24 protein-coding genes are annotated in these 24,613 nt (G+C 43.8%); 11 read left to right on the top strand and 13 right to left on the bottom strand.

The genetic code is table 11. The annotated features are described in order from the left end of the window. Positions 1-27: 27 nt before the first annotated feature. Positions 28-612, bottom strand: a complete 585-nt coding sequence (locus tag AB0L18_RS18205; RefSeq protein WP_367388739.1) for a hypothetical protein — start codon at positions 610-612, stop codon at positions 28-30. A gap of 847 nt (positions 613-1,459) precedes the next feature. On the opposite strand from AB0L18_RS18205, the gene AB0L18_RS18200 reads away from it, so the two are divergent. Further along, a complete protein-coding gene (locus AB0L18_RS18200; protein ID WP_367388738.1) occupies positions 1,460-2,209 on the top strand; it encodes an anti-sigma factor in 750 nt (249 codons plus the stop codon). A gap of 488 nt (positions 2,210-2,697) precedes the next feature. On the opposite strand, the gene lepA is transcribed toward AB0L18_RS18200, so the two are convergent. Further along, positions 2,698-4,491 (bottom strand): translation elongation factor 4, encoded by a 1,794-nt coding sequence (gene lepA / locus AB0L18_RS18195; protein WP_367388737.1) that lies wholly within the window; start codon positions 4,489-4,491, stop codon positions 2,698-2,700. Positions 4,492-4,658: 167 nt separating this feature from the next. Here lepA and AB0L18_RS18190 point away from each other — a divergent pair, with 167 nt between their 5' ends. Continuing rightward, positions 4,659-5,711, top strand: coding sequence for an OmpA family protein (locus AB0L18_RS18190; RefSeq protein WP_367388736.1), 1,053 nt, complete (start codon positions 4,659-4,661; stop codon positions 5,709-5,711). Positions 5,712-5,739: 28 nt separating this feature from the next. Here AB0L18_RS18190 and AB0L18_RS18185 read toward each other — a convergent pair whose 3' ends face one another. From AB0L18_RS18185 to pyrE, 4 genes are all read right to left on the bottom strand, one after another. Next, positions 5,740-6,798, bottom strand: coding sequence for a Fic family protein (locus AB0L18_RS18185; protein ID WP_367388735.1), 1,059 nt, complete (start codon positions 6,796-6,798; stop codon positions 5,740-5,742). Positions 6,799-6,864: 66 nt separating this feature from the next. Then, positions 6,865-7,707 carry a UbiA family prenyltransferase gene (locus AB0L18_RS18180; RefSeq protein ID WP_367388734.1) on the bottom strand — a complete coding sequence of 281 codons (843 nt, stop codon included), beginning with the start codon at positions 7,705-7,707 and terminating at the stop codon, positions 6,865-6,867. Positions 7,708-7,713: 6 nt separating this feature from the next. After that, positions 7,714-8,793 carry a M42 family metallopeptidase gene (locus AB0L18_RS18175; protein ID WP_367388733.1) on the bottom strand — a complete coding sequence of 360 codons (1,080 nt, stop codon included), beginning with the start codon at positions 8,791-8,793 and terminating at the stop codon, positions 7,714-7,716. A 72-nt stretch (positions 8,794-8,865) separates the two neighbouring features. Next, positions 8,866-9,513 carry an orotate phosphoribosyltransferase gene (pyrE, locus tag AB0L18_RS18170; protein ID WP_367388732.1) on the bottom strand — a complete coding sequence of 216 codons (648 nt, stop codon included), beginning with the start codon at positions 9,511-9,513 and terminating at the stop codon, positions 8,866-8,868. Between the two features lie 20 nt (positions 9,514-9,533). Here pyrE and AB0L18_RS18165 point away from each other — a divergent pair, with 20 nt between their 5' ends. Then, a complete protein-coding gene (locus tag AB0L18_RS18165) occupies positions 9,534-10,166 on the top strand; it encodes an NUDIX hydrolase (RefSeq protein ID WP_367388731.1) in 633 nt (210 codons plus the stop codon). A gap of 155 nt (positions 10,167-10,321) precedes the next feature. Next, positions 10,322-10,696: a hypothetical protein gene (locus tag AB0L18_RS18160; protein ID WP_367388730.1), complete on the top strand. Its 375-nt coding sequence runs from the start codon at positions 10,322-10,324 to the stop codon at positions 10,694-10,696. Between the two features lie 82 nt (positions 10,697-10,778). Here the strand turns inward: AB0L18_RS18160 and AB0L18_RS18155 are convergent, their stop codons facing one another. Next, a complete protein-coding gene (locus AB0L18_RS18155; RefSeq protein ID WP_367388729.1) occupies positions 10,779-11,378 on the bottom strand; it encodes a bifunctional nuclease domain-containing protein in 600 nt (199 codons plus the stop codon). 130 nt (positions 11,379-11,508) lie between these two features. Next, a complete protein-coding gene (gene mazG, locus AB0L18_RS18150) occupies positions 11,509-12,270 on the bottom strand; it encodes a nucleoside triphosphate pyrophosphohydrolase (RefSeq protein WP_367388728.1) in 762 nt (253 codons plus the stop codon). An 82-nt stretch (positions 12,271-12,352) separates the two neighbouring features. On the opposite strand from mazG, the gene AB0L18_RS18145 reads away from it, so the two are divergent. Beyond that, positions 12,353-12,556 (top strand): hypothetical protein, encoded by a 204-nt coding sequence (locus AB0L18_RS18145; protein ID WP_367388727.1) that lies wholly within the window; start codon positions 12,353-12,355, stop codon positions 12,554-12,556. Here the strand turns inward: AB0L18_RS18145 and AB0L18_RS18140 are convergent. Together AB0L18_RS18140 and AB0L18_RS18135 are read right to left on the bottom strand one after the other, a co-directional pair. Beyond that, positions 12,549-13,247, bottom strand: a complete 699-nt coding sequence (locus tag AB0L18_RS18140; RefSeq protein ID WP_367388726.1) for a LytR/AlgR family response regulator transcription factor — start codon at positions 13,245-13,247, stop codon at positions 12,549-12,551. The genes AB0L18_RS18145 and AB0L18_RS18140 overlap by 8 nt on opposite strands. Before the next feature lie 5 nt (positions 13,248-13,252). Further along, on the bottom strand, positions 13,253-14,299 hold the full coding sequence (locus AB0L18_RS18135; RefSeq protein WP_367388725.1) for a sensor histidine kinase: 1,047 nt from the start codon (positions 14,297-14,299) through the stop codon (positions 13,253-13,255). Positions 14,300-14,507: 208 nt separating this feature from the next. Here AB0L18_RS18135 and AB0L18_RS18130 point away from each other — a divergent pair, with 208 nt between their 5' ends. Together AB0L18_RS18130 and AB0L18_RS18125 are read left to right on the top strand one after the other, a co-directional pair. Continuing rightward, entirely contained in the window at positions 14,508-15,242 is a 735-nt protein-coding gene (locus tag AB0L18_RS18130; RefSeq protein WP_367388724.1) for a hypothetical protein, read from the top strand. A 74-nt stretch (positions 15,243-15,316) separates the two neighbouring features. After that, entirely contained in the window at positions 15,317-16,108 is a 792-nt protein-coding gene (locus AB0L18_RS18125; RefSeq protein ID WP_367388723.1) for a sterol desaturase family protein, read from the top strand. Here AB0L18_RS18125 and AB0L18_RS18120 read toward each other — a convergent pair. Continuing rightward, complete coding sequence (locus AB0L18_RS18120) at positions 16,105-17,172, bottom strand: DUF2027 domain-containing protein (RefSeq protein WP_367388722.1); 1,068 nt, start codon at positions 17,170-17,172, stop codon at positions 16,105-16,107. The genes AB0L18_RS18125 and AB0L18_RS18120 overlap by 4 nt on opposite strands. 97 nt (positions 17,173-17,269) lie before the next feature. On the opposite strand from AB0L18_RS18120, the gene AB0L18_RS18115 reads away from it, so the two are divergent. From AB0L18_RS18115 to AB0L18_RS18105, 3 genes are all read left to right on the top strand, one after another. Then, positions 17,270-17,923 carry a class I SAM-dependent methyltransferase gene (locus AB0L18_RS18115; protein WP_367388721.1) on the top strand — a complete coding sequence of 218 codons (654 nt, stop codon included), beginning with the start codon at positions 17,270-17,272 and terminating at the stop codon, positions 17,921-17,923. 91 nt (positions 17,924-18,014) lie between these two features. Continuing rightward, positions 18,015-20,297 (top strand): hypothetical protein, encoded by a 2,283-nt coding sequence (locus AB0L18_RS18110; protein ID WP_367388720.1) that lies wholly within the window; start codon positions 18,015-18,017, stop codon positions 20,295-20,297. A gap of 12 nt (positions 20,298-20,309) precedes the next feature. Continuing rightward, complete coding sequence (locus AB0L18_RS18105) at positions 20,310-20,780, top strand: DUF4442 domain-containing protein (RefSeq protein ID WP_367388719.1); 471 nt, start codon at positions 20,310-20,312, stop codon at positions 20,778-20,780. 120 nt (positions 20,781-20,900) lie between these two features. Here the strand turns inward: AB0L18_RS18105 and AB0L18_RS18100 are convergent, their stop codons facing one another. Both AB0L18_RS18100 and cdaA read right to left on the bottom strand, forming a co-directional pair. Then, complete coding sequence (locus AB0L18_RS18100) at positions 20,901-22,289, bottom strand: dipeptidase (protein ID WP_367388718.1); 1,389 nt, start codon at positions 22,287-22,289, stop codon at positions 20,901-20,903. Positions 22,290-22,421: 132 nt separating this feature from the next. Next, positions 22,422-23,219, bottom strand: coding sequence for a diadenylate cyclase CdaA (gene cdaA, locus AB0L18_RS18095; protein ID WP_367388717.1), 798 nt, complete (start codon positions 23,217-23,219; stop codon positions 22,422-22,424). Between the two features lie 124 nt (positions 23,220-23,343). Between cdaA and AB0L18_RS18090 the strand changes: the two genes are divergently transcribed. After that, positions 23,344-24,516, top strand: a complete 1,173-nt coding sequence (locus AB0L18_RS18090; protein ID WP_367388716.1) for a hypothetical protein — start codon at positions 23,344-23,346, stop codon at positions 24,514-24,516. Positions 24,517-24,613: the final 97 nt, after the last annotated feature.

Here is a 24,613-nt window from a genome sequence, read left to right as displayed (position 1 = left end):
TGGATCACCTTATTTTTATACGCTCACTTAAAATTTATGAGCTAATCCAATATTTACGAGAGAAATACCGAATCCTACCTCACCGTAAGCACTCCAGTTTTTATTGAGATACCGGCGGGTACCTACATAACCACTAAAGAGGAAACCATTTTCTGCTGGACGAGAGAAAGAAGGTAAATCATCGTCACGCATGTTTTCTCCAGGTAGTAACTCAACTGTTTTATCAATAGAAGGTAAAGTCGCTCCTATAGAGAAGCCACCATATACCCGCCAGTCGTTGAGATCGTTACTGTGCATCGTTGTGCGAAGACCTGTCATCCAGGTTTGGTTAACAAAAGACTCTACCAAACCGGCGTTGGCATAAACACTTTCTCCACTTACTTTAGAGTAGGCAACAAATCCACCTAATGAAAAATTAGGACTAAGAAACACGTCTACTGTAGCACTCATAGGGGGTACTATAGTAGTAGTAACATCTGCAACATAAGTTGGCACAAGTCCGACACTAAAACCTGCCTGAATCTGACCAGGCTTGATTTTCACTTGCTGAGCGGTGGCACTGATCGTAATGGCTGCCAATAGAAACAAAATAATTGATACGCGAAATTTCATGGGATCCTTTTATTGAATGTTTTATAAGGTAAAAGGAAGGATATCGATCCTTTTTATTTGCTTCGGCAAAGATATGGGAAGAATCGTTACAAGTCAATGTTTTTAAAAATTTAATTCTGTATTAACACAAAAAAAACAATAATAAAAAATTTAATTCTGTGTAAATAAAATTAGCGATGATTTTCAGTCCAGTATTTGATCCTTTACGATTCTTAATTGGCAAAACTCCGTATCCACTTATTTATCTTTTTTTTGTGCCTAATTTCCAGTGTAAAATGATCTTAGCTTTCCTTTATATAATAAATCCCTTAACTTTGACGTACATAAGCGACCCAGTGAAACAACACACCTAAGGCACACTATTTTCGAATATCCCAAAGCCAACTATCGCTATGACCGCCAACGATTTTCTTTTACTCGGCATCCTCGCTGTGGGGGTTATCCTCATTAATTGGAATACTATCAAGAAAGATTTATTCCCTCAATCCTCTCCTAAAGTGACTAGAACTCCTCCTAAAAAGAAGTCCTTATCCGTAGAGCAGGAGGCGCCTCTTCAACTTTAACTAGATCTTCATTAAAGTTTTTTTGCTAATTGCAGGAACAATCCCTTGTTTCTGCTGTTTGTGCAAAGAAGTTTGTTCTAGCAACTAATATTAGTTGTTGATATTTGCTTTTGAGACTAATCAATTGTTAATAAGTCCCTTGTGCAATGAACTAACTGTCGACCTGCGAAGTTTAAGCAATAGTTAATCAACTACCCACGAGGCTGAGCCAATTGCTCAAATATTACTTCTGGATGCCTGAGTAGGCCTGAGAAACTGATTTTTGATGCTGGCAATAAAATGGTATGAATAAGCAACAGTTTTTGAACTCGGGATTATTAGAGCAATTTGTCCTAGGACTTACCTCTCCTGAAGAGGATAAGATCGTACAACAATATTTACACAAGTTTCCAGAGCTAAACAATGAGCTGAATGCCTTACATCAGGCGATGGATCAATATGCACTTCAACATGCTATCCCCCCTCCAAAGTCCCAATACCCTGCGGAAGCTTACGACGCAAATGCTTACGTGAGTGATAGTCATTATCGTTTCAATTGGTCGCTCTTGACCACCATTGTACTAGCTTTCCTTTCTTTTTACTTATTCCGCAACAACCAGCATCAACAAAAAGATATCCTCCAAATTGAAGCTGAACATGCTGCTTTAAAAACGTACTGCCAGACATCACAAGACAAAGTCCAGGCACAGTTATTAATGTTGGACAAAATTCAACATCCACATACGCAATCAATTGTATTAGCAGGAACAGAAATTGCTCCTGCTCACTTTGCTGTTGCTCATTGGAATCCTACCCTTAAAGAAGGCTGGCTGGACCCAACAAAACTTCCCATCCTTCCCAAGGGTAAACAGTATCAAGTATGGGCTGATATCAATGGAGAAATGATCAGTATAGCCCTTATTCCACCTAATAGCCGTGAGCTTATCAGCATAGCTTATATGGATAATGCGGAAAGTATTAATATTACGGAGGAGGCGCTGGGAGGAGCAGACCATCCTAATGTCGATTTACTTATGGCAAATGCTACTTTGTAAAATATTTGTGTCCCATTTATTAAAATTTTATTTTTTTAGTCGGGAAATACACTTTTTTATAAATTTTAATTAATTTAGCCATTGTACTACTTATCCTAATACCTTTTAGTTAGCAACTCATTAGATTGTTCAGCTTTTTTTGACTTTCTAATACTCATCCCTAGTTATTAAAGATTGTTTTTACAAGCTGCTTGTTCAGCTTAGTGTGCTTTATGTCCCGTTTTGAACATGTGCGTTTTAATTATTTTTTTACTTGAGAAAACGTACAATTATGATCGTCCTTTACATTATTTCTGCAGCCTTTTTTCTAGGTGGAGGGTTGGTGTTAGCTTCTTATGCCACGCAAACGCGTAGTCGAAGTATGTACTAACCAAATTTGAGAGCAGCCGAAACAGCATTTTTTTGCAAGTCGGCCTGAAACATACCAAAAATAGAAAAGGGGAAAATGCCAGTGCATTTTCCCCTTTCTGTTTTATACAAACTTTATTTTAGTCTAGTTTGAGTACATCAAGGAAAGCTCTTTGCGGAACTTCGATCTTACCAAATTGACGCATTTTCTTTTTACCTTTCTTCTGTTTCTCTAAAAGCTTTCGCTTACGGGTGATATCACCTCCGTAACACTTTGCTGTTACATCTTTGCGTAATGCTGACAACGACTCCCGCGCAATAATTTTGGCACCAATGGCAGCCTGTACGGCAATCATAAACTGTTGACGAGGAAGTAAATCTTTAAGTTTTTTACAGATTTTACGACCAAATGATTCCGCCTTAGTGCGGTGAACCAACGCTGATAAAGCATCAACATTTTCTCCATTGAGTTTGATATCCATCTTTACCAAATCCGACTCACGGTAATCAAGTGGCTGGTAATCAAAGGATGCGTAGCCTCTTGAGATACTTTTCAAGCGATCATAAAAATCGAAAACGATTTCTGCAAGAGGCAGTTCAAAGTTCATCTCTACCCGCTCCGGAGAAAGGTAATGTTGCTTGGTGAGCATTCCCCGCTTTTCTATACAGAGATTCATAATGCCACCAATGTATTCCGTGTCGGTAATAATTTGTGCAGAGATATAAGGCTCTTCTACCCTATCTAATCGAGTAGGATCAGGTAATTCTGTAGGGTTTCGCACCAAGATTCGCTCACCTGGATCCCGCTTAGTGTAAGCATAATAACTTACGTTAGGGATAGTCGTAATGACATCTTGATTGAACTCCCGCGACAAACGCTCCTGGATGATATCCAAGTGAAGCATTCCCAAAAATCCACAACGAAAACCAAAACCCAGTGCAACAGAAGATTCTGGCTCAAACACCAAACTCGCGTCGTTGAGCTGCAGTTTTTCGAGACTATCTCTCAAGTCCTCAAAATCGTCATTGTCCAGTGGGAATATCCCGGCAAAGACCATCGGCTTGACTTCCTCGAAACCGTGAATCATTTCTCCTGGATTCTCCGTCAAAGTTAGGGTATCACCTACTTTGATCTCGCGCGATTGCTTGATCCCTGTAATGATGTAACCTACATTACCAGCAGAAAGTACCTTCTCTGGTTGGTAGTCCATTTTCAAAACACCAATTTCGTCGGCATTGTATTCTGCTTCAGTAGCTATAAACTTCACTTTATCTCCTTTGCGCAGGGTGCCATTCAATAACCTAATATTGGCAATAACTCCACGAAAAGGATTGAAAATAGAATCAAAAACCAAGGCCTGAAGTGGTGCTTCTGGATCGCCTTTAGGGGCAGGAATACGATCGACAATTGCCGCCAATATCTCAGGAACCCCCTGCCCCGTCTTGCCACTCGCTAACAAAATATCTTCCTTGCTTCCACCAATAAGATCAATCACCTGGTCGGAAACTTTTTCAACCATGGCACTCACCATATCGATCTTATTCAAGACTGGAATAATCTCCAGATCATGCTCCAAAGCCAGAAAAAGATTGGAAATCGTTTGAGCCTGAATTCCTTGCGTGGCATCCACAATGAGAAGTGCTCCCTCACAGGCTGCAATAGAGCGTGATACTTCGTAGCTAAAATCTACGTGCCCTGGAGTGTCGATAAGGTTAAAAACATATTCCACACCATCGCTGTGCGTATAGTTCATCTGCACAGCGTGGCTTTTGATCGTAATACCTCGCTCCCTCTCCAAATCCATATCATCCAGGGTCTGCTCCTTCATGTCCCGATCTGAAACCGTATTGGTTGTTTGCAATAGGCGATCAGACAAAGTACTTTTGCCGTGGTCAATATGGGCAATCACACAAAAATTACGAATATGCTTCATCCCGCAAAGATAAGTTATTTTAATATCTCGTTTCTTCTTATTTCGGTAAAAATTCGCATCCCATTATAGTAAATAAGTACAATGCTCCGTTAGAGGTATATCGCTTAGAAACCCCGAAAGGCTATTCACTAGCTATTTCCTATTTCCCCATTATTACTTTTTCTGGCATGAGACTTTTAACCCTTGTTTTTTTTCTACTTAGCCTCCGTTTAACAGCGCAGTTACCCGGAGTGTTTGACTCTTTACAGTTAAATTTTTCTGACACCCTCTATTTTGACAGTGGTAAGGCAAATCTTGACGAGGTCGCTCAACAAACCCTCTCCAATTTTCCTGCTATGGGCAAGGTGAATGACCTCATTTACCTTACCGGGCACACCGATGCCATTGGCTCATTGGAATACAATGAAGCTTTGGCTAAAAAACGGGCTGATGAAGCACGCAAAGTCCTCTTGGCTAAAGGATGGCCCGAGGAAGCACTGGTCATCAAAACTTTCGGGGAACGAACACCTATTGCCAGCAATGATACCGATCTGGATCGTAGCCGCAACCGCAGGGTAACGATTGACCTCTATCGAGCAATCCCTTACCGGCAATTTTTGGGACAAGTCAACAATCCCAATGACCAACAACCCATTCCAAATGCAAAAGTCAGGCTACACAATCGCACCTTGGCTGATACCTTAGTAACGGATAACGAGGGGCGATTTACCGTTGATTTACCTATCGACTCCGTTGTTGGGATTGACGTTTACGCCAAAGGCTTTTTTCTTGATACCAAGATGATAAAGATAAGTCCTACCACGAAACAGGACCTCAATTTTGAACTTGCACCTGCAACGGAGGGAGAGGTAGCGACCATCAAAAATTTATTCTACGTCGGTAATGAAGCTATTTTACTGCCGGGCTCCCAACCAGAGCTACCTAAAATTTTGCGCTTCATGCAAATAAACACGCATCTCAAGGTAGAAATAGCAGGCCACGTCAATTACCCGAATCGACCACCCGTAACACAAGAAACCCCTGAATGGGATTTGTCTGTTCGTCGTGCCAAAATGGTGTACGATTATCTCATTGAAAACAATATTCCTTCCGAGCAACTCAGCTACAAAGGCTATGGCAACCACGAGATGGTTTATCCAAAAGCAACCAGCGAGATAGAACAAGCCGCCAACCGCAGGGTAGAGATCCGTATTTTAGAAGTACTTCCAGAGAAAAAGTAAGTTTGGCGGATTTACCACCAAACCTCCTTTAGCTTGCCTCGTAGACAGTACCTCTCCCCTGCCCTCTTTTCACTAGAAGGCCTGACGCTGTTAGCCGCTTTAAGTCGTATTTAACGGTATTGCGACTCACTTTAGGCAGGAGTGCGTCTATCTCACGTACAGCTAATGCTCCATCCTTACGGATAAAATCCAGCACTCTTCTTTGTCTGGGATTGAGGTAAAGTACCTCTGGCTCCGATAACAATAATTGTTCATCACTGGACAAACGCTCTGTGATACTTCGAATGGCATTGAGAAAAAAGTACAGCCATCTACCTATTTCTTCCTCCTCCGTACCTCGATGGCGCTGAGCAGCCATTAAAGCCTTGTAATACCCGGCTTTATCTTCCTCTATTACCTGCTCCAAACTGGCATAAAGCACAAATTCGTAGCCTGACTGAAGCAATAGCAAAGTTGTCAACAACCTACTTAAGCGGCCATTCCCGTCCTGAAAAGGATGAATGGTAAGAAACTCGTAAATGAAAGTACCGATCCTGACCAAAGGATGTTCTTTCATCTCTTCTGTAGAAAGGTACCAATTGACAGCACTCTCCATTGCACTGGGAGTAAGCGCAGGATCAGTTGTTTGAAAAATTACCTTTTGCTGGCCATCTTTTGTAGTTGCAACGACTTGATTGGATACTTTTTTGTAATGCCCACGGTGGTGCGTATCCTTGGTACTGTAGCGCAGCAATTCATTATGAAAGGCTTTAATTAAAGTCTCCGATAAAGTAAAGTCACGACATTGCTCCTGAATGATCTCTAGCGTTGTGTAATAACCAGCTACCTCCTGCTGGTCACGACTTTCTAGCTCCTGGATCTGAAGGTGCTCAATGAGTTTTCCGATCTCCTCATCGCTCATTTTATTACCTTCTATACGGTTGGAAGACCCTACACTTTGAACGGTAGCCAACTGGCGCAACTCCCGCAATTGCTCGGAATCCAGGTGCGCTTGTACTTTCCAAGAACGGTTGTAACTGTCAATGTCATTGATGACCTTATTGACAGAGGCACGGGTGAGATAGTCTAACTTTAGCAGTCTTTTCATTATCCAAATATATCCATTTGTATCCGTTTTTGCAAATCTTCCACCCACTTTCAATCAAATTTCCAATCAAATACACCACCAAATTAAACCAAATTGGATAATCATCGTCCCATCCAACAAGCCAGTGAAATAGTAATCATGTTTTTCAGGAGTCGCTTTCCAGATAAGGTAAGCGCTACTTAAGGCTGATAAAAATAACGCGAACAAAATTCCTGTCGAATACTGGCCCAGCCAATAATTTCCGCTTACAAAAATCATCATTAGCACCAACGAAACCAAGGCAATTCTTTTTGCACGTAAAATACCCAGTGCTCCGGGTAGCGTGCTTACTGCTGCTTTCTCATCTTGAGCTAAATCTCTGATGTCAAAAGGAATAGTAATAGCAAAAATGAAGCAGGCCCTCTCTAAGGCCATCAAGATTATTGGACTATTGATGGATAACCCCACCGATTGTGCAGGAGCGACGACCGTTATCCAGGCCCAAGACAAAGCAATAAGAAAGATTTTGAGGTAGGGCAAATCTCTTAATCGCCGACCATTCAGGAGGGGTAAAACATAACCTAAAGCGATGAGATTTGGAACCAATAAGCTCAGCTTCAATAGCAGCGGTAATTGCCAGAAAAAGTAAGCTGCAAATGCTGCTGCAATAACGGCATAAGCAATAATATGCCAACGAAAAGCCTGCATGACCTTGAACCTTCCTTCTGTTTGATCTCCTCCAACTAGACGTAGGGCTACCATCCGATGTAGCGCATAAATGGTGAGCGTACCACTAGCGATGAAAGCATCAAGGTTTGACCAATGCCAGCTCCCTTCCAGCAGCAAATGGCTTTGGATAGTCATTGCTAATGCAGCAGCAGCTATCCAAAAGTGGCCATATAGCAGCAGATTAACCAGGGAGCGAAGCATATCGGCTTAGAAGTATTTGAAAGACTGTCCCGCTTCGATCTTTAGTAAACTTTGATAAATAAGTTGGATAACACCTTCGACATCATCTTTGTGAGCCATTTCTACCGTTGTGTGCATATAACGCAAGGGCAGTGAAATGAGTGCCGAGGGAACGCCGCCATTGCTGTAGGCGAAAGCATCAGTATCGGTGCCCGTTCTCCGCGAAGCAGCTTCTCGCTGAATAGAAATATTATTTTCTTCGGCGGCTTCAATAATCAAATCCAGCAACTTATTATGTACTGCTGGTGCATAAGTCAAGGATGGTCCACGGCCAGATTTAACATCTCCGTGTTTTTTCTTATCAATCAGCGGCGTATGAGTATCATGTGTGACATCCGTGACGATAGCCACGTGCGGCTTGATCGTTTGCGTAATCATCTCTGCTCCCCGTAAGCCAACTTCCTCTTGTACAGAATTGACGATATAGAGAGAGAAGGGCAGCTTTACATTGTTTTTCTTAAGCAAACGAGCTACTTCGGCAATACAGAAACCTCCCATCCGGTTATCCAAGGCACGCCCAACGTAATAGGATCCATTGAGCATTTCCATCTCATCATCGTAGGTGATCACACAACCTACCGTTACGCCCATTTCCAGAACTTCTTCCTTGTTTTTGGCGCCAATGTCAATAAAGATATTCTCTATTTTTGGTACCAAGGTAGCTTCTTTTCCGTGGCGAGTATGGATAGCTGGCCAGCCAAAAACACCACGAACCAGACCTTTCTTGGTGTGAATATTTACTCGCTTAGAGGGTGCGATAAGATGATCAGACCCACCATTACGAACAACATAAAGGAAGCCATCATCGGTAATATAGTGTACAAACCAGGAGATTTCATCGGCATGCCCTTCAATCACTACCCGGAAATCCTGACCTGGGTTGACAATACCGTAGACAGTGCCATAATTATCAAGTTGATAATCATCAATATAAGGTTTGATATACTCCAACCATAATTGTTGTCCTGGAGCTTCAAATCCGGTAGGCGAAGCATTATTGAGATAGCGACGTAAAAAGTCTTCCGACTGTTTATTGATGATTGCCATATTTTCGTTGGTTTGGCTGAAAAATATTAATTATTATGCGCAATAGCACATTCCATAAAACCTTACCTTTTATTAGGCTTTATGCTCAAACTGTTTACTCCAAGCCACGGGGTCTTCCCTCCAGGTCTTGAGTAAGGACTGCTCTTCAGCAGTAATATAACCGCTGGCTACTGCCTCTTCGAGTAATGCGGGGTAATGGCTAAGCGTACCCAATGGGCAATTAGCACGATCAAAGGCTTTAGCTGCTTCTGGAAAACCGTAGGTAAACAAGGCCATTACGCCAGCAACTTCACCACCTGCTTCGCGAAGTGCTTCAACCGCTTGCAGACTACTGCCACCGGTCGAGATGAGATCTTCGATAACAAGGTAACGTCCTCCTGCTTGTAACTCGCCCTCAATTTGATTCTGACGGCCATGCGCTTTAGCTTGGCTGCGGATATAAATAAAGGGCACTCCCAAACGATCCGCTAAAAGGGCACCGTGGGCAATCCCGGCAGTAGCTACACCTGCAACACCAATAAACGGCTGGAACTCGGCAGCCTTGGCTACTAAGCTTTCCTGAATGAAGGACCTCACCTGTGGATACGACAAGACAATTCGGTTGTCGCAGTAAATAGGAGAACGCCGTCCACTAGCCCACGTAAACGGGTTTTGCGGGTTCAGCTTTATTGCCTTTATTTGCAACAAATGCCGGGCTACAATACGATCTTGATTATTCATAAGTCAAAAATTGCGAGCAAATGTACAAAATCTACATTAATGACCGACCGCTTACACTATGTGATCCGTTAGAAATGGCTCAGGAAGGAACTCCAAGGGACGGACATTTGGTAGCCCGCTATCCGGGCAAGACCAAATTCATCCTCAATTACGTGGATTTATTGGAAAAAGGTTCTCCTCAAGTTGACGCCGTAACCCTTTTTCATACCGACCTCGAAGAACTGTGGCAAGCGTTCTGTGGCCATTACAAAATACTGGAAGCTGCGGGTGGTTTGGTCTATAATTTTGCCAGCCAGTGGCTCCTCATTTACCGCCGTGGCTCTTGGGATCTACCCAAAGGAAAAATTGATCCGGGAGAAAGTCCTGAAGTGGCTGCTATCCGGGAAGTACAAGAGGAAACGGGCCTACGGGAGTTGACTTTAGGTGAAAAACTGCCGATGACCTACCATACCTACCGGGATAAAAAAGAGCAGCGTATCTTGAAACCAACTCATTGGTATCGGATGGACACCACGGAAACACAACTCACCCCTCAAATCGAGGAAGATATCGAAAAAGCAGTGTGGATGTCTGGTAAACAATTCTTTAGCGAAGAGCGAATTGTCTACCCAAATATTTCCAGCATTTTAAAATCAGCAATGAAATCAGCCTAAGCAACAAAAAATAATTGGCTTCATCTGCAATATTACCGATCAATCTTTCGTTTCTGGCATCTAAGCGACTTATCTTCTATTATTTCCTCTGCTATTTACAATAATAATATATCTTTGCTTCCGCAAATCCCAGAGTTGGTCTTTAATCCAAGAACATGAATCGTTTATTTCTTCTTTTCGGACTTGTTTCGTTTGTATTTCTAACAGACTTGTCCGCTCAAATGACGGCTAAAAGCCCTTTGGCTGGTGCCTCCGCTTCTTCCCCAGAATTAGCGTTCAATGATTGGTCAATTTATGCTGACCAAGAAAGCAACACTTACTTCATCGATTTTGAACAGTTAGCACTCAATGTCAACAAAGTGGTTGTCAAGAGTACGAATGGTCAAGTGATGTGGCAAGAGGATGTTTTCGATCTTCCCGTAAACTCCATCTACGAGTTGGATTTTAGCAGTTTCTCCGCTGGAGAGTACTTTATTGAACTCGAAGCCTTCACGGGTGTCATCCGAAAGGTAGTTCAACATAAAGGATAAATTTCAGGTAACTGAATAAAAAAACGGTCGGTCAACATATTGTTAACCGACCGTTTTTTTATTTGATCACTTAGGAATAAACTTACTTACGCTTATTGATTTCGTCTCTTATCCGAGCAGCGCTTTCGTAATCTTCTGCCGCAAGTACTTCATCCAAAGCAGACCGTAGTTCTTCTACTGACATTTCCGTCAACCTGGTCTCCTCTGTTTTGTCTTCTGCTTCCCCGAAACCAGTCTCGTCCATTGCATCATCATCGTCATCATCATCTGTATCCTGGAGTTCTACGCCAGCAGCATCTAAAATAAACTCGTAGGTATGGATTGGACAACCGAAGCGGACTGCTAAGGCTAAGGCATCAGAAGTGCGAGAATCTATCTCTATGATCTCACCATCCTTTAGGCAAATAAGCCGAGCATAGAAAATGCCTTCTAATAAGTTATTGATAATGACCTCCTTGAGATCAATATGAAAAACATCTAATGTATTCTTGAATAGGTCATGCGTCAGTGGCCGATTGGGCAACATACCTTCAATTGCAACAGCAATGGCCTGGGCCTCAAAGCCACCAATAACGATGGGCAAACGACGGGCACCATCTCTTTCACCTAGCACCACAGCATAATTATTAGACTGGGTAACACTGTGAGACAGGGCAACAATATCTAGTGCGATCTTCCTCATATTCTGGCCTAAGTAATAAGTTCTTAAGATGAAAGCAGATAAACTAATGATGTCAATCTGCTAAAAAGCTACTAAAATAAGTAGTTGGGGCGCAAAGGTAGAAAAATATGCAGGAGCTTGCAAAGAAGATTTACTGCTCCTTTGCTTGATTCCACAATGCGTCCATTTCTGCCAAGCTCATTTCCGTCAGATCACGATCAGCATGAGCTTCAATATATTCAAACCGCTTTTTAAACTTTTGGTTGACTCGCTCTAATGCTGTTTCCGGATCTATACCCGTAAAACGCGCATAATTGATCAAGCTGAACAGCAAATCACCAAACTCTTCCTCTTGGTGTTGCACATCAGTGGTAGCCATCGCTTCTTTAAATTCGCCGATTTCTTCTTCTACTTTTTCCCACACCTGCTCACTGTTTTCCCATTCAAAGCCTACCTGCTTTGTTTTATCTTGCATCCGGTAGGCTTTTACCATTGCGGGCAGCGATTTGGGTACCCCGCCTAACACCGACCTTTTCCCTTTCCCTTCCTTTTGCTTGATCTGCTCCCAGTTTCTTTTTACTTCTTCCTCGTCTTCTACTTTTACGTCTCCGTAGATGTGTGGGTGCCGATTGACTAGCTTGTCACAGACAGCGTGCAACGCATCACTAATGTCCCAGGCTTTTTGTTCGTCCGCAATTTTTGCGTAGAAAACCATGTGTAGCAGTAAGTCACCGATTTCTTCCTTTACCCCCGTCAGATCCTTCTCGAGGATAGCATCAGCCAACTCATAAGTTTCTTCAATGGTCAGGTTACGAAGGCTCTCCATGGTCTGTTTACGGTCCCAGGGGCACTGTTCGCGCAACTCGTCCATGATAGTAAGTAAACGATCGAAAGCTTCTAATTGGGGTTTCATAAGAATTCGTATTTTTGCGGCCACAAAAATACTGAACTTTTGCCCCTCTGGAGGGGTTTTAAAAGAAACTTAATCTTACACCATGGAATTCCTGTCTATTTTAGCCATCATCTTTGTCACTTTTGGCGTTTCTTTTATCCTGATCAACATCCGTCACATTGTTACGGGTAACGAATTCCGGGGTACTTGTGCGACCAACAATCCGATGCTAAAATCTAAAGTTGGAGAATGTACTGTTTGTGGTAAGAAGCCAGAGGAAGACTGCCAGATGCCTACCGTCAAGTAAATAGTTCTTCAATAATTTGACTACGTAAGTTTCTGCTTACCGGAATTTTTGCACCTGCTACTTCGAGCATATTCCCTTCTATAGACGTTACCTTATTGCGGGCAATAAGGTAGGATTTATGAACTCGCATAAACTGACTTGTGGGCAAGCTTTCCTCCATGTTTTTCATGCGCTCAAAGGTGACGTACTTGTTGTCACTGCAAACAATTCTCACGTATTCTTTCATACCTTCTACGTAGACAATCTCACTAATTTTCACCCTTACCAACTTTCCGTCGACTTTGATCGATAGATATTCTGCGCCCTCAGCCGCTGTGTGTTCTTTTTGTTGATACTGAATAGCCTTGTTTAAGGCTTGCAGGAAGCGAGAAAACGAAAAGGGCTTTACGAGATAATCAATGGCATTTAATGCAAAAGCATCTACGGCGTAGTCACGGTAGGCTGTAGTAAATATCGTAGCAGGAGGCTTAGCTAGGCTTTTCAGAAAATCAAGCCCACTAAGCGAAGGCATTTGGATATCTAAAAATAGAATATCCACCTCCTCCTGTTGGAGTACCTCCATTGCCTCCAAGGCCGATTTGCACTTAGCTACCAGTTTAGCTCCTGGCACTTGTTGAACATATCCTTCTAATAGATTCAGTGCCAGGTATTCGTCATCTACTAATAGTATGCGTGGTATATTAAGTTTCATGATAGTTAGTGTTGTGCAAAAACTAGCTCCAATTCTATTTTAAAAATGTTATCTGTCTTTTCTATGGTTAACCGATGCCGATCAGGATATTGCAAAACGAGGCGTCGCCGAATATTTTCTAAGCCTACTCCACCTTGGTCATCCTTTTGTACCTGGAAAGGATTATAAGTGTTTTCTGCCTTGAAGACCAATCCATCCTCGCTAACCGCTAAATCAAGATGCACAAATCCATTTTCATTTTCGGTAAGGTCGCTGTGTTTAAAACAGTTTTCTACTAAAGGAATGAGCAGTAATGGTTCAATAACGCACCCTTTGCGAGGCAATTGGTAATGGAATGTAATATCCTTTTGATGCTCAAATTGTAGCTGAAACAGTTCAATATACTCTTCTAGTACCCTGACTTCCTTTGCCAAAGCGACTTCCTCCTGCTGAGCATCATAGATGACATAGCGCAATAAATCACTCAATCGTAAGACCAAAGGGGCTGTCTTCTCAGATTTCACCACTGCTAAACTGTAGATATTATTGAGGGTATTAAAGAGAAAATGAGGATTCATCTGAGCCCGTAAGAATTGGATTTTTGCTTCCCGCTGTTCTGCTAGCAATGCTGTTTCACGCTGCTTCAGGCGCATACGCGAACGTACCAACTGGTACAAAAGGCTATTCAATAGTGTGGTAAGATTAGTGACAATGGCACCGAAAAAAAAGGATACTGGGCTAGGTTCATAATAAGGAGAAGCATTCTCCATGTAAGAAAACTGTTGATTGAGGTAGTAGCGAATAATTGTGATTATGCTAAAAACTACCACAAGACTCCCCCCAAATTTCCAATACTCCCTCCGCTCATAATATAAACTATAAGCAGTGCCGATACTGTAAAACAAGGCCGCTAATAACCCAGTATTTAAGACTGCTCTAAAAAAGCTGTCGGGCAACGGCATCATCTTAATGAAAGCTGCCCACGAGAGTCCGAGAATAAAGAGCCATACACAAAGGTGTAAAAGCCTTAATAAATTATTGGTGTTGCCTTTATGGGCCTGTTCGTTTACCATAAGTCGAAAGTAATGATTTTTTGTGGCACGGATCTAGCCCCTTTCAACCAATGGCAGCAGATTTTCAATGTAATGTACAGCCCCCTCCCGTAGACCATTCGTTGAAATTCTGCACCCGAATGTTGAACAGTTTTGGCAAACTTCCACAGCCGCAACACTTTTGTGACATCAACCGAAAGGAATTTTTAAACATCAAAAAACCAAAACCATGAAAAATTCTTGGATGTCTCTTTTCACTTTAATGATTTTATTTTCTACAGCTTTCACCTTCTTTTCTTGTGAAAACAATGAGGAAGAACCCGAAACAGCGGTTATTGAAGAAGAAGAAATTTTAGCCATCGTCAGTGTTGCATTAGTGACCGAGAGTGAGGGTGCTACTGCCGAAGCCGTAGAAATGGCTTACGTCGCAGAAAAGGAACTAGAACCCAGTACGGCCACCATCGCCTGCGGTGAAACGACAGACTCTACTTTCATCACCAACATCAACGAAAGTTGGATCACTGGAACCTACGAAAATGCGCTGACCTGGGGGCTCAATTGTAATGGCAATATCCCCATTAGCATTTTCTATGGCCGACAGATGGATGGCAGCTATGAAACAGAACGTCTGCTAAGTGAAGACGAGGCTACGAGCAACTGGCTGATGGAGTCGTTGCTCACAGGACCTAATTACATTATCAGCGGCAGTTACGAACGAAATGGCACGCAGGAATCTAAGGTTCGCGACATGCATTCATTTGTATCAACCGTACTGTTGGAAGTGGATAATTTAAACATCGATAAAGGTGAAAAGCAAATCGTCAGTGGTGTAGCTACCTTTACCTTGAGTGGCACCGCTAACAACACCTCCAGTTTTTCACAAACCGGAACCATTGTATTCCTAGGCAACGGTCAGGCGAATATTATCTTCAACGGCAATACTTATACCGTGGATTTATTCTAATAACCCCACTTCATTGGGAGCCAGTACCATCCCAAAGCTGGCTCCCCCATTTTCACCCCATAAAACCAAATCTCATGCACATCCTCATTGATCAATTTGGCTGGTTATTAGGAGCTTTAATCAGCGCTTTTTTCATCTTTTCCAGATACGCTTTTATGGCTGGCTTAGGGTATTTGATTTTCTACAGTTGGAAGCGCCGCCGCTTTATCCACAGAAAGATCCAACAAAAACTCCCTGGTTGGCACATGGTACGTCATGAAGTTGTCCACTCCTTACTCACTGCTGCAATTTTTGCACTTGTAGGCTTGGGAATTTATGGCCTAAAGCTAGCAGGTTGGTCACAGGTATATACAGACAGCTCCCAATATGGAATCTTCTACCTGGTCTTCAGTTTTCTGGTCCTTATCGTTATTCATGATGCTTATTTCTACTGGATGCATCGCTTGATGCACCATCCACGATTGTTCAAAATTTTCCATCTGGCACATCACCGCTCCAACAATCCTACACCATGGGCAAGCCTGGCGTTTCACCCACTGGAAGCACTGGTTGAAATAGCCATTATACCCCTGATTGTTATGGTAATGCCCCTACACCCTGTCGTACTTTTTGCTTTTGCAACCTGGTCGCTCACTTGGAATATTGTGGGGCACCTGGGCTTTGAATTATTCCCCGCTGGTTGGGTAGATCATCCTGTATTAAAATGGCTAAACACCTCTACCCATCACAATTTGCACCACCATTATTCGAAGGGTAACTATAGCCTTTACTTCAACTGGTGGGATCGCTGGCTAGGGACCAATCATCCTGACTACGAAGCCAGATTCCGGGCATTGACTGCTCCCGTAGAAGTTCATGAGCTCTAAAACAGTACCTCCGTGGCACCGTAGCCGTAGCTAGCGTGGTATTCATTTTTAAATGACTTCACTTCTGGCATCTCTGACAGGCGGGCATTGACAGCCTCACGCAATTTTCCTTCTCCGACACCATGGATAATGAAGACCCTATCGACCCCAATACGGATCGCATCGCGCATGAAGCGTTCAAAATGGAAAAGCTGTGTACTCAATATTTGTTTACGCGGTACGGAGGTGGGGTCTTCTACCAAGCTTTGAATGTGCAGGTCAATTTCATTTTTAAAGGCAGCCATCTCCCAAACTTCATGGGGCATCTCCTGGAGGTTAAACCATTTTGAGTTGCTGGTTTTACTTTTCGCTTCCCGCGAAGTGTATTGTTGTAGGGATTCTTTCGGAGGGAGCTGCTTGGGTGACGCTTCTTTCTCAGCCATCTCCTTTGGGGTAAAAAGCTGATATAGATAGACCTGCCGATTGAGATAGGGAGCTGTTGTAATTTTTTTAAAAAACTGTGTAGGCTTCAGTTTGAGTTCACGAGCAAGTTTACCACCCGTCCCTTTCCCGTCGGGCAACAAGCGCCATGTTTCAATGTGTACCTCTGCGTTATTGTTTAATTCACTGTACTGTAGGTTACCCGTTTCAATCATAGTACGGGGGCCAAGCCGCCCTTGGGTATTCCAAACCCCACGTTTATCCAAGTGCAAGCTCAACTGGTAAAGGAAGTTCAGCTGGGTATCGTTGATCAAATATATTCGATAGTATTCCGTGGTACCGTCTGCGCGTAAAACAGGATCAAAAGCCAACTGCAAGCCCTGAGGTTTAAGCACCATGTACTGGCTGTCTATAGGCAATGCTTGCAGAGGAAGTGGTTCTACCTTTTTCTTTCCCTGCACAATCTTGGCTTTCACCCGAGAGGCTGCTACCTCTGAGGAACGCTCTAAAGCGTCAATGCTCACAGGAATTACTTCTCCATCACTTAGCCGTACGCCAACCAAATCGTACTCCAATAACTCATCCACCACACCTTCATCACCGGTATGGATCAATCTCACCTTTGTTCCAATGGAGAACACCATAGTAACTTGTTATTTTTAACTTGGCGAAAGATAGGCAATTAGTATTGGGCAAAAAATTACTTCGTCACTTTATCAACAAGCTCTTACCTTAGCACCTATGAATAGTAAGCCTACACTTCGCTGGCGAATCGCACAGTGGCTAGAAATTCGTTGGTGGCAAAACTACCTACGCCATCAGGAGGTGGCTGCCTACCATCAGCAAAAAAAAGCCTACTGGCAACGGCTGTTTGCTGCTTTAACATTAAGTTTCCCCGAGAAACAACGCATATTGGATGCTGGATGTGGGCCCGCTGGTGTTTTTATGATCCTGGCTAACCACCAAGTAGATGCGGTAGATCCACTCTTGGACCAATACACCGAGCAATTGCCTCATTTCTCCCCCGAAGACTACCCTTGGACAAATTTTCGCACTTCCCCCATTGAAACCTTTCTCGAAACACAGCCCTACGACATCACCTTCTGCCTCAACGCCATCAACCACGTCGCCAACTGGGAACAAGGCCTTGATAAACTCTCCGAACTCACCAAGCATACAGGAACACTCGTACTCGGCATTGACGTTCATCGTCATCGCTTGTTGAAGTTATTGTTCCGGTATTTACCCGGGGATGTCTTGCACCCCCATCAGCACGACCGAGAAGATTACCAACAAGCTTTAGCCAGCAGAGGTTGGGAAATAAAACAACAGTTGACCTGGAAAAAGGGGCTCATCTTCGACTATTGGCTGGTAGTTTGTCAAAAACAAGGATAGAATCTGTCCATTTTCATATAGAATAACTACTAAGCTGGCTCAAAGCTTGTTATATTTATAGGAACTTCACCCACTGATCAAAACAAGCTCCATGTTTCGTCTATTTATAGGTCTTTTTGCATTGATAACTTCTTTATTTTTAGGACAACAATTTTTTCGTGCAGAAAAGAGCATTTCCACTCTAGACCAATTCCCTCATCGTCAGCAGTTGCAGCGAGCAGCCTGGAACAGTGGCGCATGGCTAGTTGTCTACCAAGCTGAAGGGCAAAAAGAGCATGCTGCTTACGAAAAAATACTCCGCCCGCTGGAAGAGAAGACTTTTCGCGGAATTGAACTCAAGGTATTTGACTACGAAAAAGTACCTGATAGCCTTTTACGAAAGTACCCTTTAATGCTGATTGGCAAACATCTACCCTCTGAAGTCAGCACATATCTCAACAACTTACCGGCAGTACATTTTGAGGACACTTACGCGCAATTGGGTGCCTTGAAGCTAGATCAAGAACAAGATCTGTTGCAACTGACTTATCTACCCAGTTATTGGCAAGATACTTTGCCCATGCACCTCATTTGGGCGAAGGAAGATGCTGTTATTCAAACGCACCTTACGGAACGCTTGACACAGGGGATACGCTCACTGCTTTGGTCGGGTTGGGGCTACGAAGCTCAACGTTCCGGAAATGTTTTGCAGCAAGGCTATTTCAACGATAGCACCTGGGTCATGGACAAACAAATTCACTTTGAATTTCCACTTACCCCCGAAGACAGCTGGCAAACCCAAAGTGCCCACCTCCAGGCTTTCGATGCGGCCAATGCACCAACAGCTGCTTGGCTTAGCACCCTTGACAAGGCCCAGCTGGCCATTAAAAATTTTACTGGCGTTTCTTCGCTTTCGCCACTAAACATCAAGCTATATCCCAGCGTCGAGCGTAAAGCACTGAGGACCAAATCCATGAAACAGGCCGATCTTTCTGATGATGGTAAAGTTTGCCGTCTGGTTATCAATAGAAATTTCCAAGGAGAGGAATGGGGCGTACAATACCAACCTTGGCTGCGAGAAGCCTTGGGGCAGGCGTATTACCCCTGGTACGAACAAGGTTTGGCCTTTCAGTGGGTAGATACCATCAGGGGCTCTAGCTGGCGCAGCTGGGTAAGATCTCTGGCTGAAGCGGGTGCACTCCCCTCTTTCGAATTACTCTTCAGTGACAACGACCGCCAAGAACTCGCTCCGCTAATTGGTCAGCTGGCGGCGGCAGCCTGGGTGGATTATCGCTTGCAAACACAGGGGAAAGAAGCCTTTTTAGTCGAGTACAAAAATGGAATCCCCATCCCGCGAACCGATCTCTTCAACGACTGGAACGCTTGGATCAAACAAAATTATCCCCAGCGGCAAATAACCCCCAAAACGAATCCTGTACATCGCCTCAATGGCTTCACATTGGCTCACGAGGGTTATCGGATTTACAATGGTTATGGCAGTGCTCGTGCCCGTCAGTCGCTTACCATTATGAAGCAAATTGGCATTGAGGCCGTGGCCATAGTTCCTTATAGTTTCATGGCGGATGCCCACCGGCCAGATCCTATACCTGTGTCCCAAAATGCTGGTGGAGAAAATGATGAAGCCGTATTATTCGCTCATCTTTCCGCTCAATCACTAGGGCAGTTTACCTTGCTTAAACCTCAAATATGGTTGGGAGGAGGTAGCTGGCCAGGCGACGTTACTTTCGAAAAAGAGAAGGATTGGCAGACATTTTTCACCCATTACGGTCGATGGGCTATCCACTATGCTTTACTCGCGGAAATGTATGATTTCGACGCCTATTGCATCGGTACAGAACTAAGATATGCCACTCTGAAAAAACCAGCAGAATGGAGAAAATTGATTCAAGCGATCCGCAAAATATACACGGGCTCTCTCACCTATGCGGCCAATTGGGGCGAAGAATGTGAAGCGTTGACTTTTTGGGATGCTTTGGATTTCATTGGCATCAATTGTTATTATCCGCTTGACAAAAACGAAACGGCTACTGATGCAGATTTGGAAAAGGGAGCTGAGCGAGTTGTGGCTAAAATGGAGACAATTTCCCAACGTGCAGACCGTCCGGTATGGCTTACGGAAATTGGCTATCGCAGTGCCACAGCACCTTGGGTACAGCCCCACGCCGAGGCTGGCGACCGTGCCATTGACCACCAGGCGCAAGCGCGTTCCTACGCGGCGATGCTAGCCGCTTGCGAAGGAAAAGACTGGTTGCAGGGATTCTTCTGGTGGAAATGGTCTAGCGATCTTGACCACGACGAAAGCCGTGGACGCGGCTACACGCCTTTTGGCAAGCCTGCCGAAGATGTCCTGAGCAGATATTACCAAAATTCTTAGAAAACAATCACCATGAATCGGTTAGAACGTACAGTAAATCAACTAAAAGCATACCCTACCTGGCTACTTTCCTTTGCTGTAGGGCGAATTGTGAAATTCACAGGCACCGCAGGTATATCTTATGATCTGATGACTCGGGATAAAGTCATCGTCAGTATGAAAAACCGGCCCAAAGTTCGCAATCATATCGGCCAAATCCATGCTGCTGCCATGATGCTACTCGCTGAAACTGCTACAGGAATGGTGCTAGGCATGAATGTGCCCGATGATAAAATTCCGCTGCTGAAATACATGAATACCAAGTTTGTACGCCGATCAGAAGGCCGCATGCAAGCCGAAGCAAGCCTGAGTGAAGACCAACAACAACACATCATGAACACCGAAAAAGGAGACGTTGTCATCCAGGTGAAAGTCACCGATGAAAGTGGCGAAGAACCCGTTCTGTGTGAGGTGTGCTGGGCTTGGGTGCCTAAGCGGAGATAAGTTTTAGGCGTAAGCAGAAGTCGGAAATCGGAAGGGGGAAATAGCAGCACGCTCCTTAGGATCGGGTTTTAAATTCGATCCTAAGGAGCTGTAGATCTTTTTTGGTAAAACAAATATCTCTTACGACTTCAAAGCCGTGTAATACTGATAGTAGTAAGGAATCGTTTCGATACCTTTGTAATAGTTAAAAAGGCCATAATGCTCGTTGGGTGAATGGATGGCATCGCTATCAAGACCAAAGCCCATGAGAACGCTTTTCACGCCCAATACCGACTCAAAAAGGGCAACAATAGGAATACTTCCCCCTTCCCGCTTGGGAATGGGTGCTTTACCGAAAGTTTTTTCCATGGCTTGATGTGCCGCTTGATATTCAGGCGTATCCGTAGGTGTAACCACTGGCTCACCACCGTGGTGAGGCTTAACTGTTACTTTCACCTCGGGTGGGGCGATACTCTCAAAGTAAGACTTAAAGAGCTGGGTAATTTTGTCTGGTGACTGGTTTGGCACCAAACGCATACTGATTTTTGCGTAGGCTTTGCTGGGCAGTACCGTTTTAGCACCTTCGCCGATATAGCCCCCCCAGATGCCATTCACATCTAGCGTTGGGCGAATGCTGGTACGCTCTGCCGTGGTGTAGCCTGCTTCTCCTCGAACCGCCTTGACATTTAAGTCCTTCTTGTAATTCTCCAAATTGAAAGGCGCCTTGTTCATTTCAATACGCTCTTCTGTAGATACGATTTCTACATCGTCGTAAAAGCCGGGGATAGTGATGTGCTTATCGCCATCCATCATGCTGGCAATCATTTCACAAAGTACGTTAATGGGGTTACCAACGGCACCACCATAAACACCAGAGTGGAGATCACGGTTAGGTCCTACTACTTCTACTTCCACGTAACTCAGCCCGCGCAATCCGGTAGTAATACTTGGCGTATCGTTATCGATGATACTGGTATCAGAAATCAGGATCACATCACAGGCCAGTTTCTCTTTGTTGGTCTCCAAAAAATGACCTAAATGCTCAGACCCCACTTCTTCTTCTCCTTCAATCATGAATTTGATATTACAAGGAAGCGTATTGGTCGCCATCATAGCCTCGAAGGCTTTGACGTGCATAAACATTTGACCTTTATCGTCACACGAGCCACGTGCATAAATCGCTCCCTGTGGATGGGCAGCCGTTTTCTTCACAACAGGATCAAAGGGGCCACTATCCCACAAGTCGATGGGATCAGCCGGCTGAACATCGTAGTGGCCGTAGACCATGACGGTGGGTAGGCTTTTGTCGATGATTTTCTCTCCGTAAACGATGGGATGGCCGGCAGTAGGAATAATTTCTACCTGATCTGCTCCCGCTTTTTTCAAGTGATCGGCTACAGAAACTGCGGTCCGCTTAACATCTTCTTTAAATGCTGGATCTGCGCTAACACTAGGAATTCTCAATAAGTCGAGTAATTCATTAAGAAAACGATCTTGGTTGTCTTTGATATATTGTTGTGCTGCTTGCATGAAAGTTTGCTTCGGTTTTAAATCGGTTGAAAGCTTGTTTCGAATAAGTTTAATACACGGACTAAGCTCCTCAGGCAAATATATAATTTTGCCCGTAGCTACACGAAGTATTGCGAAAAAAGTAGCGATGGATCAAACATATTCCTGTAAAATTTCCTTCAGGCGAGGTTCTTTGATCTTGCGTTCCAGCTTATCCCCCTTGGAAAAACTGATGGCTCCGGTTTCTTCTGAAACGACTAAAGCTACCACATTCGAGCGTTCAGTAAGGCCGACCGCTGCACGATGCCGTAAACCAACACTTTTTGGCAAATTCGGTTGCTCGCTTACGGGAAGAATAGCACTGGCCCGCAAAATTTTCAGATTATCAATCAATACGGCGCCATCATGGAGCGGGCTTTCTTTAGCAAAAATACTTTCGATAATCGCTTGGGATATCTTGGCGTCCAGCTCTACACCTCCGCTGACAATGCCTTGTAGGTGAAAATTTCTACAAAAAACGATCAATGCTCCCACTCGGCGGCGGCTCATCCTCAGAATAGCATCCGACAGTGCCTCCTGGGCCACACGGTGAGCTTCAGCTGAGCTACTCATAGCATTGCGGTCGAGAAAACGATCAAAAAAATTAGATCGCTGCCGCAGGGTTGTATTGCCCAACAAAAGTAAAAACCGCCGTACTTCCGGCTGGAAAATAATGATGAGAATAATAATCCCCACCTTGACAAATTGATCCAGGATACTAGACAATAAGTCCATATTCAACTGGTTTACTATAAACCAGCTTATGTACAAAAGGAGAAGTCCGACAAAAATATTAAACGCGATACTACCGCGAAGTAACTTGTAAAGTTGAAACAACAAATAAGCTACAATACCGATATCCAGTATATCCCAAACACTTACTTTCAAAAACCCGATACTGAAATCCAGCATAGTTGGAATTGCATTTATTGGTACAAATTTACGCGAACTTGGGAGAACTGATAAAGAATTGAAACTTAGTGATTGTTTTATAACTTTGTTAGTGAAAACAGAGCGGCCCCCAAAAGCGATGATAATGCAAATAATTCAAAAAGCCCACTTTTTCCTGGCAGTAATCAGTTTCCTGCTCTTTCCTCTTTTCTGCGATGCGCAGGGAGCAGTAATTCGCGAGAATTCCAAAGGTGAAAAGCTCAAGGTTTATCCAGACGGTCGGATAGAATACTTCAATGGTGACCCTTATGAGCCTACCGCCGAAGATGGCCTTCTGACTTATCCTGTTTTTCAAGGATACATCGAACCGCTTGATGGTGAAGTCAGTGTGAATGAAATAGATTTATACAAGATTGCTCAGCGCCGCTCTCAACTCTCAAATACGGCTGCCCAACTAGCAGAACAGCGATTAGTCCAAGCCCAGGAAAACCTCCAACGCCTCCAACACAGTCTTGCAGCAGCAGCGCAGGATGAAACTCGGCAAAGCATCATTCAAAAACAACTTGCTGCAGCAAGACGTACCCTAGAACAAAGCCAGATTCAACTCAACGAAAGTCAACGTGCCGCACAATTAGATGACCAACTGGTCAAAAAAGGTGGCTTTATCGAAAGTTTCAATCAAAGGGTACGTGAAAATCGTTTGCGAGAAGCCAATTCTCAGCGAATCCGTAGCCTGAGTAGCCAGTCTTATGCTCAATTGATACCTTTGACCAATAACACCGCGGCCAGTAGTTTCGAAAATTTAATGCTTTATCCACCACATCGGGAGTGCCGTTACGCTTTTGATGGTCAGGATACAGAAACGGGGCGCTATCGCCGAGATCTGCAACCAGAGTTATTGTTCAGCTATACCGATGAACGGTTGAGGCCTTATCTCCAGGATAAAGAATACCTCGTTTGTGAAGCCTATATTTCTAGCTCAGGTGGTTTTAGGTACCTTACGCTAAACTTCACCTTTGCTTATCCTAATGCTCAGGAAGCCTACGGTTTCATTGACCAAAACAGTGTGTTGACCATCAAGCTCCTCAATGGTGACGCCATCAATTTACGCGCAGGAAAAATGGATCGAGGTCAGTACAATACGGTAAAAAAGGAGCTCACGTATTCGGTCTATTATCCTATTGATCGAAGCTACATTGGCCTGTTAAAAGCCAGTGAAGTAGATCTCCTACGTGTCTTTTGGAGTAGCGGCTTTGAAGAATACCCTATCCTGCAAATGGATTTTTTCCAAAGGCAGTTTCAGTGCTTGGGGGATTGATTGTTGTTTGGTGTAAACGTTGGGCAAGTGTAAAAGTGTAAAGGTTGGATAAGTGTAAGGGTAGGGTGTCCAATCTGTCAGGCCACAGCCGTGACTC

It is taken from the genome of Lewinella sp. LCG006 (assembly GCF_040784935.1).
In the GTDB taxonomy this organism is placed as follows: domain Bacteria; phylum Bacteroidota; class Bacteroidia; order Chitinophagales; family Saprospiraceae; genus Lewinella.
This window is presented reverse-complemented; position numbering and strand designations above follow the sequence as displayed.

Bases quoted from the DNA above. Each gene is read 5' to 3' on its own strand.
- AB0L18_RS18115 (WP_367388721.1), top strand. From the start codon at position 17,270: ATGAATAGTAAGCCTACACTTCGCTGGCGAATCGCACAGTGGCTAGAA.
- AB0L18_RS18200 (WP_367388738.1), top strand. From the start codon at position 1,460: ATGAATAAGCAACAGTTTTTGAACTCGGGATTATTAGAGCAATTTGTC.
- pyrE (WP_367388732.1), bottom strand. From the start codon at position 9,513: ATGAATAATCAAGATCGTATTGTAGCCCGGCATTTGTTGCAAATAAAG.
- AB0L18_RS18160 (WP_367388730.1), top strand. From the start codon at position 10,322: ATGAATCGTTTATTTCTTCTTTTCGGACTTGTTTCGTTTGTATTTCTA.
- AB0L18_RS18205 (WP_367388739.1), bottom strand. From the start codon at position 612: ATGAAATTTCGCGTATCAATTATTTTGTTTCTATTGGCAGCCATTACG.
- AB0L18_RS18190 (WP_367388736.1), top strand. From the start codon at position 4,659: ATGAGACTTTTAACCCTTGTTTTTTTTCTACTTAGCCTCCGTTTAACA.
- AB0L18_RS18120 (WP_367388722.1), bottom strand. From the start codon at position 17,172: ATGGTGTTCTCCATTGGAACAAAGGTGAGATTGATCCATACCGGTGAT.
- AB0L18_RS18145 (WP_367388727.1), top strand. From the start codon at position 12,353: ATGGAATTCCTGTCTATTTTAGCCATCATCTTTGTCACTTTTGGCGTT.
- AB0L18_RS18100 (WP_367388718.1), bottom strand. From the start codon at position 22,289: ATGCAAGCAGCACAACAATATATCAAAGACAACCAAGATCGTTTTCTT.
- cdaA (WP_367388717.1), bottom strand. From the start codon at position 23,219: ATGCTGGATTTCAGTATCGGGTTTTTGAAAGTAAGTGTTTGGGATATA.
- AB0L18_RS18155 (WP_367388729.1), bottom strand. From the start codon at position 11,378: ATGAGGAAGATCGCACTAGATATTGTTGCCCTGTCTCACAGTGTTACC.
- lepA (WP_367388737.1), bottom strand. From the start codon at position 4,491: ATGAAGCATATTCGTAATTTTTGTGTGATTGCCCATATTGACCACGGC.
- AB0L18_RS18110 (WP_367388720.1), top strand. From the start codon at position 18,015: ATGTTTCGTCTATTTATAGGTCTTTTTGCATTGATAACTTCTTTATTT.
- AB0L18_RS18125 (WP_367388723.1), top strand. From the start codon at position 15,317: ATGCACATCCTCATTGATCAATTTGGCTGGTTATTAGGAGCTTTAATC.
- AB0L18_RS18140 (WP_367388726.1), bottom strand. From the start codon at position 13,247: ATGAAACTTAATATACCACGCATACTATTAGTAGATGACGAATACCTG.
- AB0L18_RS18135 (WP_367388725.1), bottom strand. From the start codon at position 14,299: ATGGTAAACGAACAGGCCCATAAAGGCAACACCAATAATTTATTAAGG.
- AB0L18_RS18090 (WP_367388716.1), top strand. From the start codon at position 23,344: ATGCAAATAATTCAAAAAGCCCACTTTTTCCTGGCAGTAATCAGTTTC.
- AB0L18_RS18130 (WP_367388724.1), top strand. From the start codon at position 14,508: ATGAAAAATTCTTGGATGTCTCTTTTCACTTTAATGATTTTATTTTCT.
- AB0L18_RS18105 (WP_367388719.1), top strand. From the start codon at position 20,310: ATGAATCGGTTAGAACGTACAGTAAATCAACTAAAAGCATACCCTACC.
- AB0L18_RS18185 (WP_367388735.1), bottom strand. From the start codon at position 6,798: ATGAAAAGACTGCTAAAGTTAGACTATCTCACCCGTGCCTCTGTCAAT.
- mazG (WP_367388728.1), bottom strand. From the start codon at position 12,270: ATGAAACCCCAATTAGAAGCTTTCGATCGTTTACTTACTATCATGGAC.
- AB0L18_RS18180 (WP_367388734.1), bottom strand. From the start codon at position 7,707: ATGCTTCGCTCCCTGGTTAATCTGCTGCTATATGGCCACTTTTGGATA.
- AB0L18_RS18175 (WP_367388733.1), bottom strand. From the start codon at position 8,793: ATGGCAATCATCAATAAACAGTCGGAAGACTTTTTACGTCGCTATCTC.
- AB0L18_RS18165 (WP_367388731.1), top strand. From the start codon at position 9,534: ATGTACAAAATCTACATTAATGACCGACCGCTTACACTATGTGATCCG.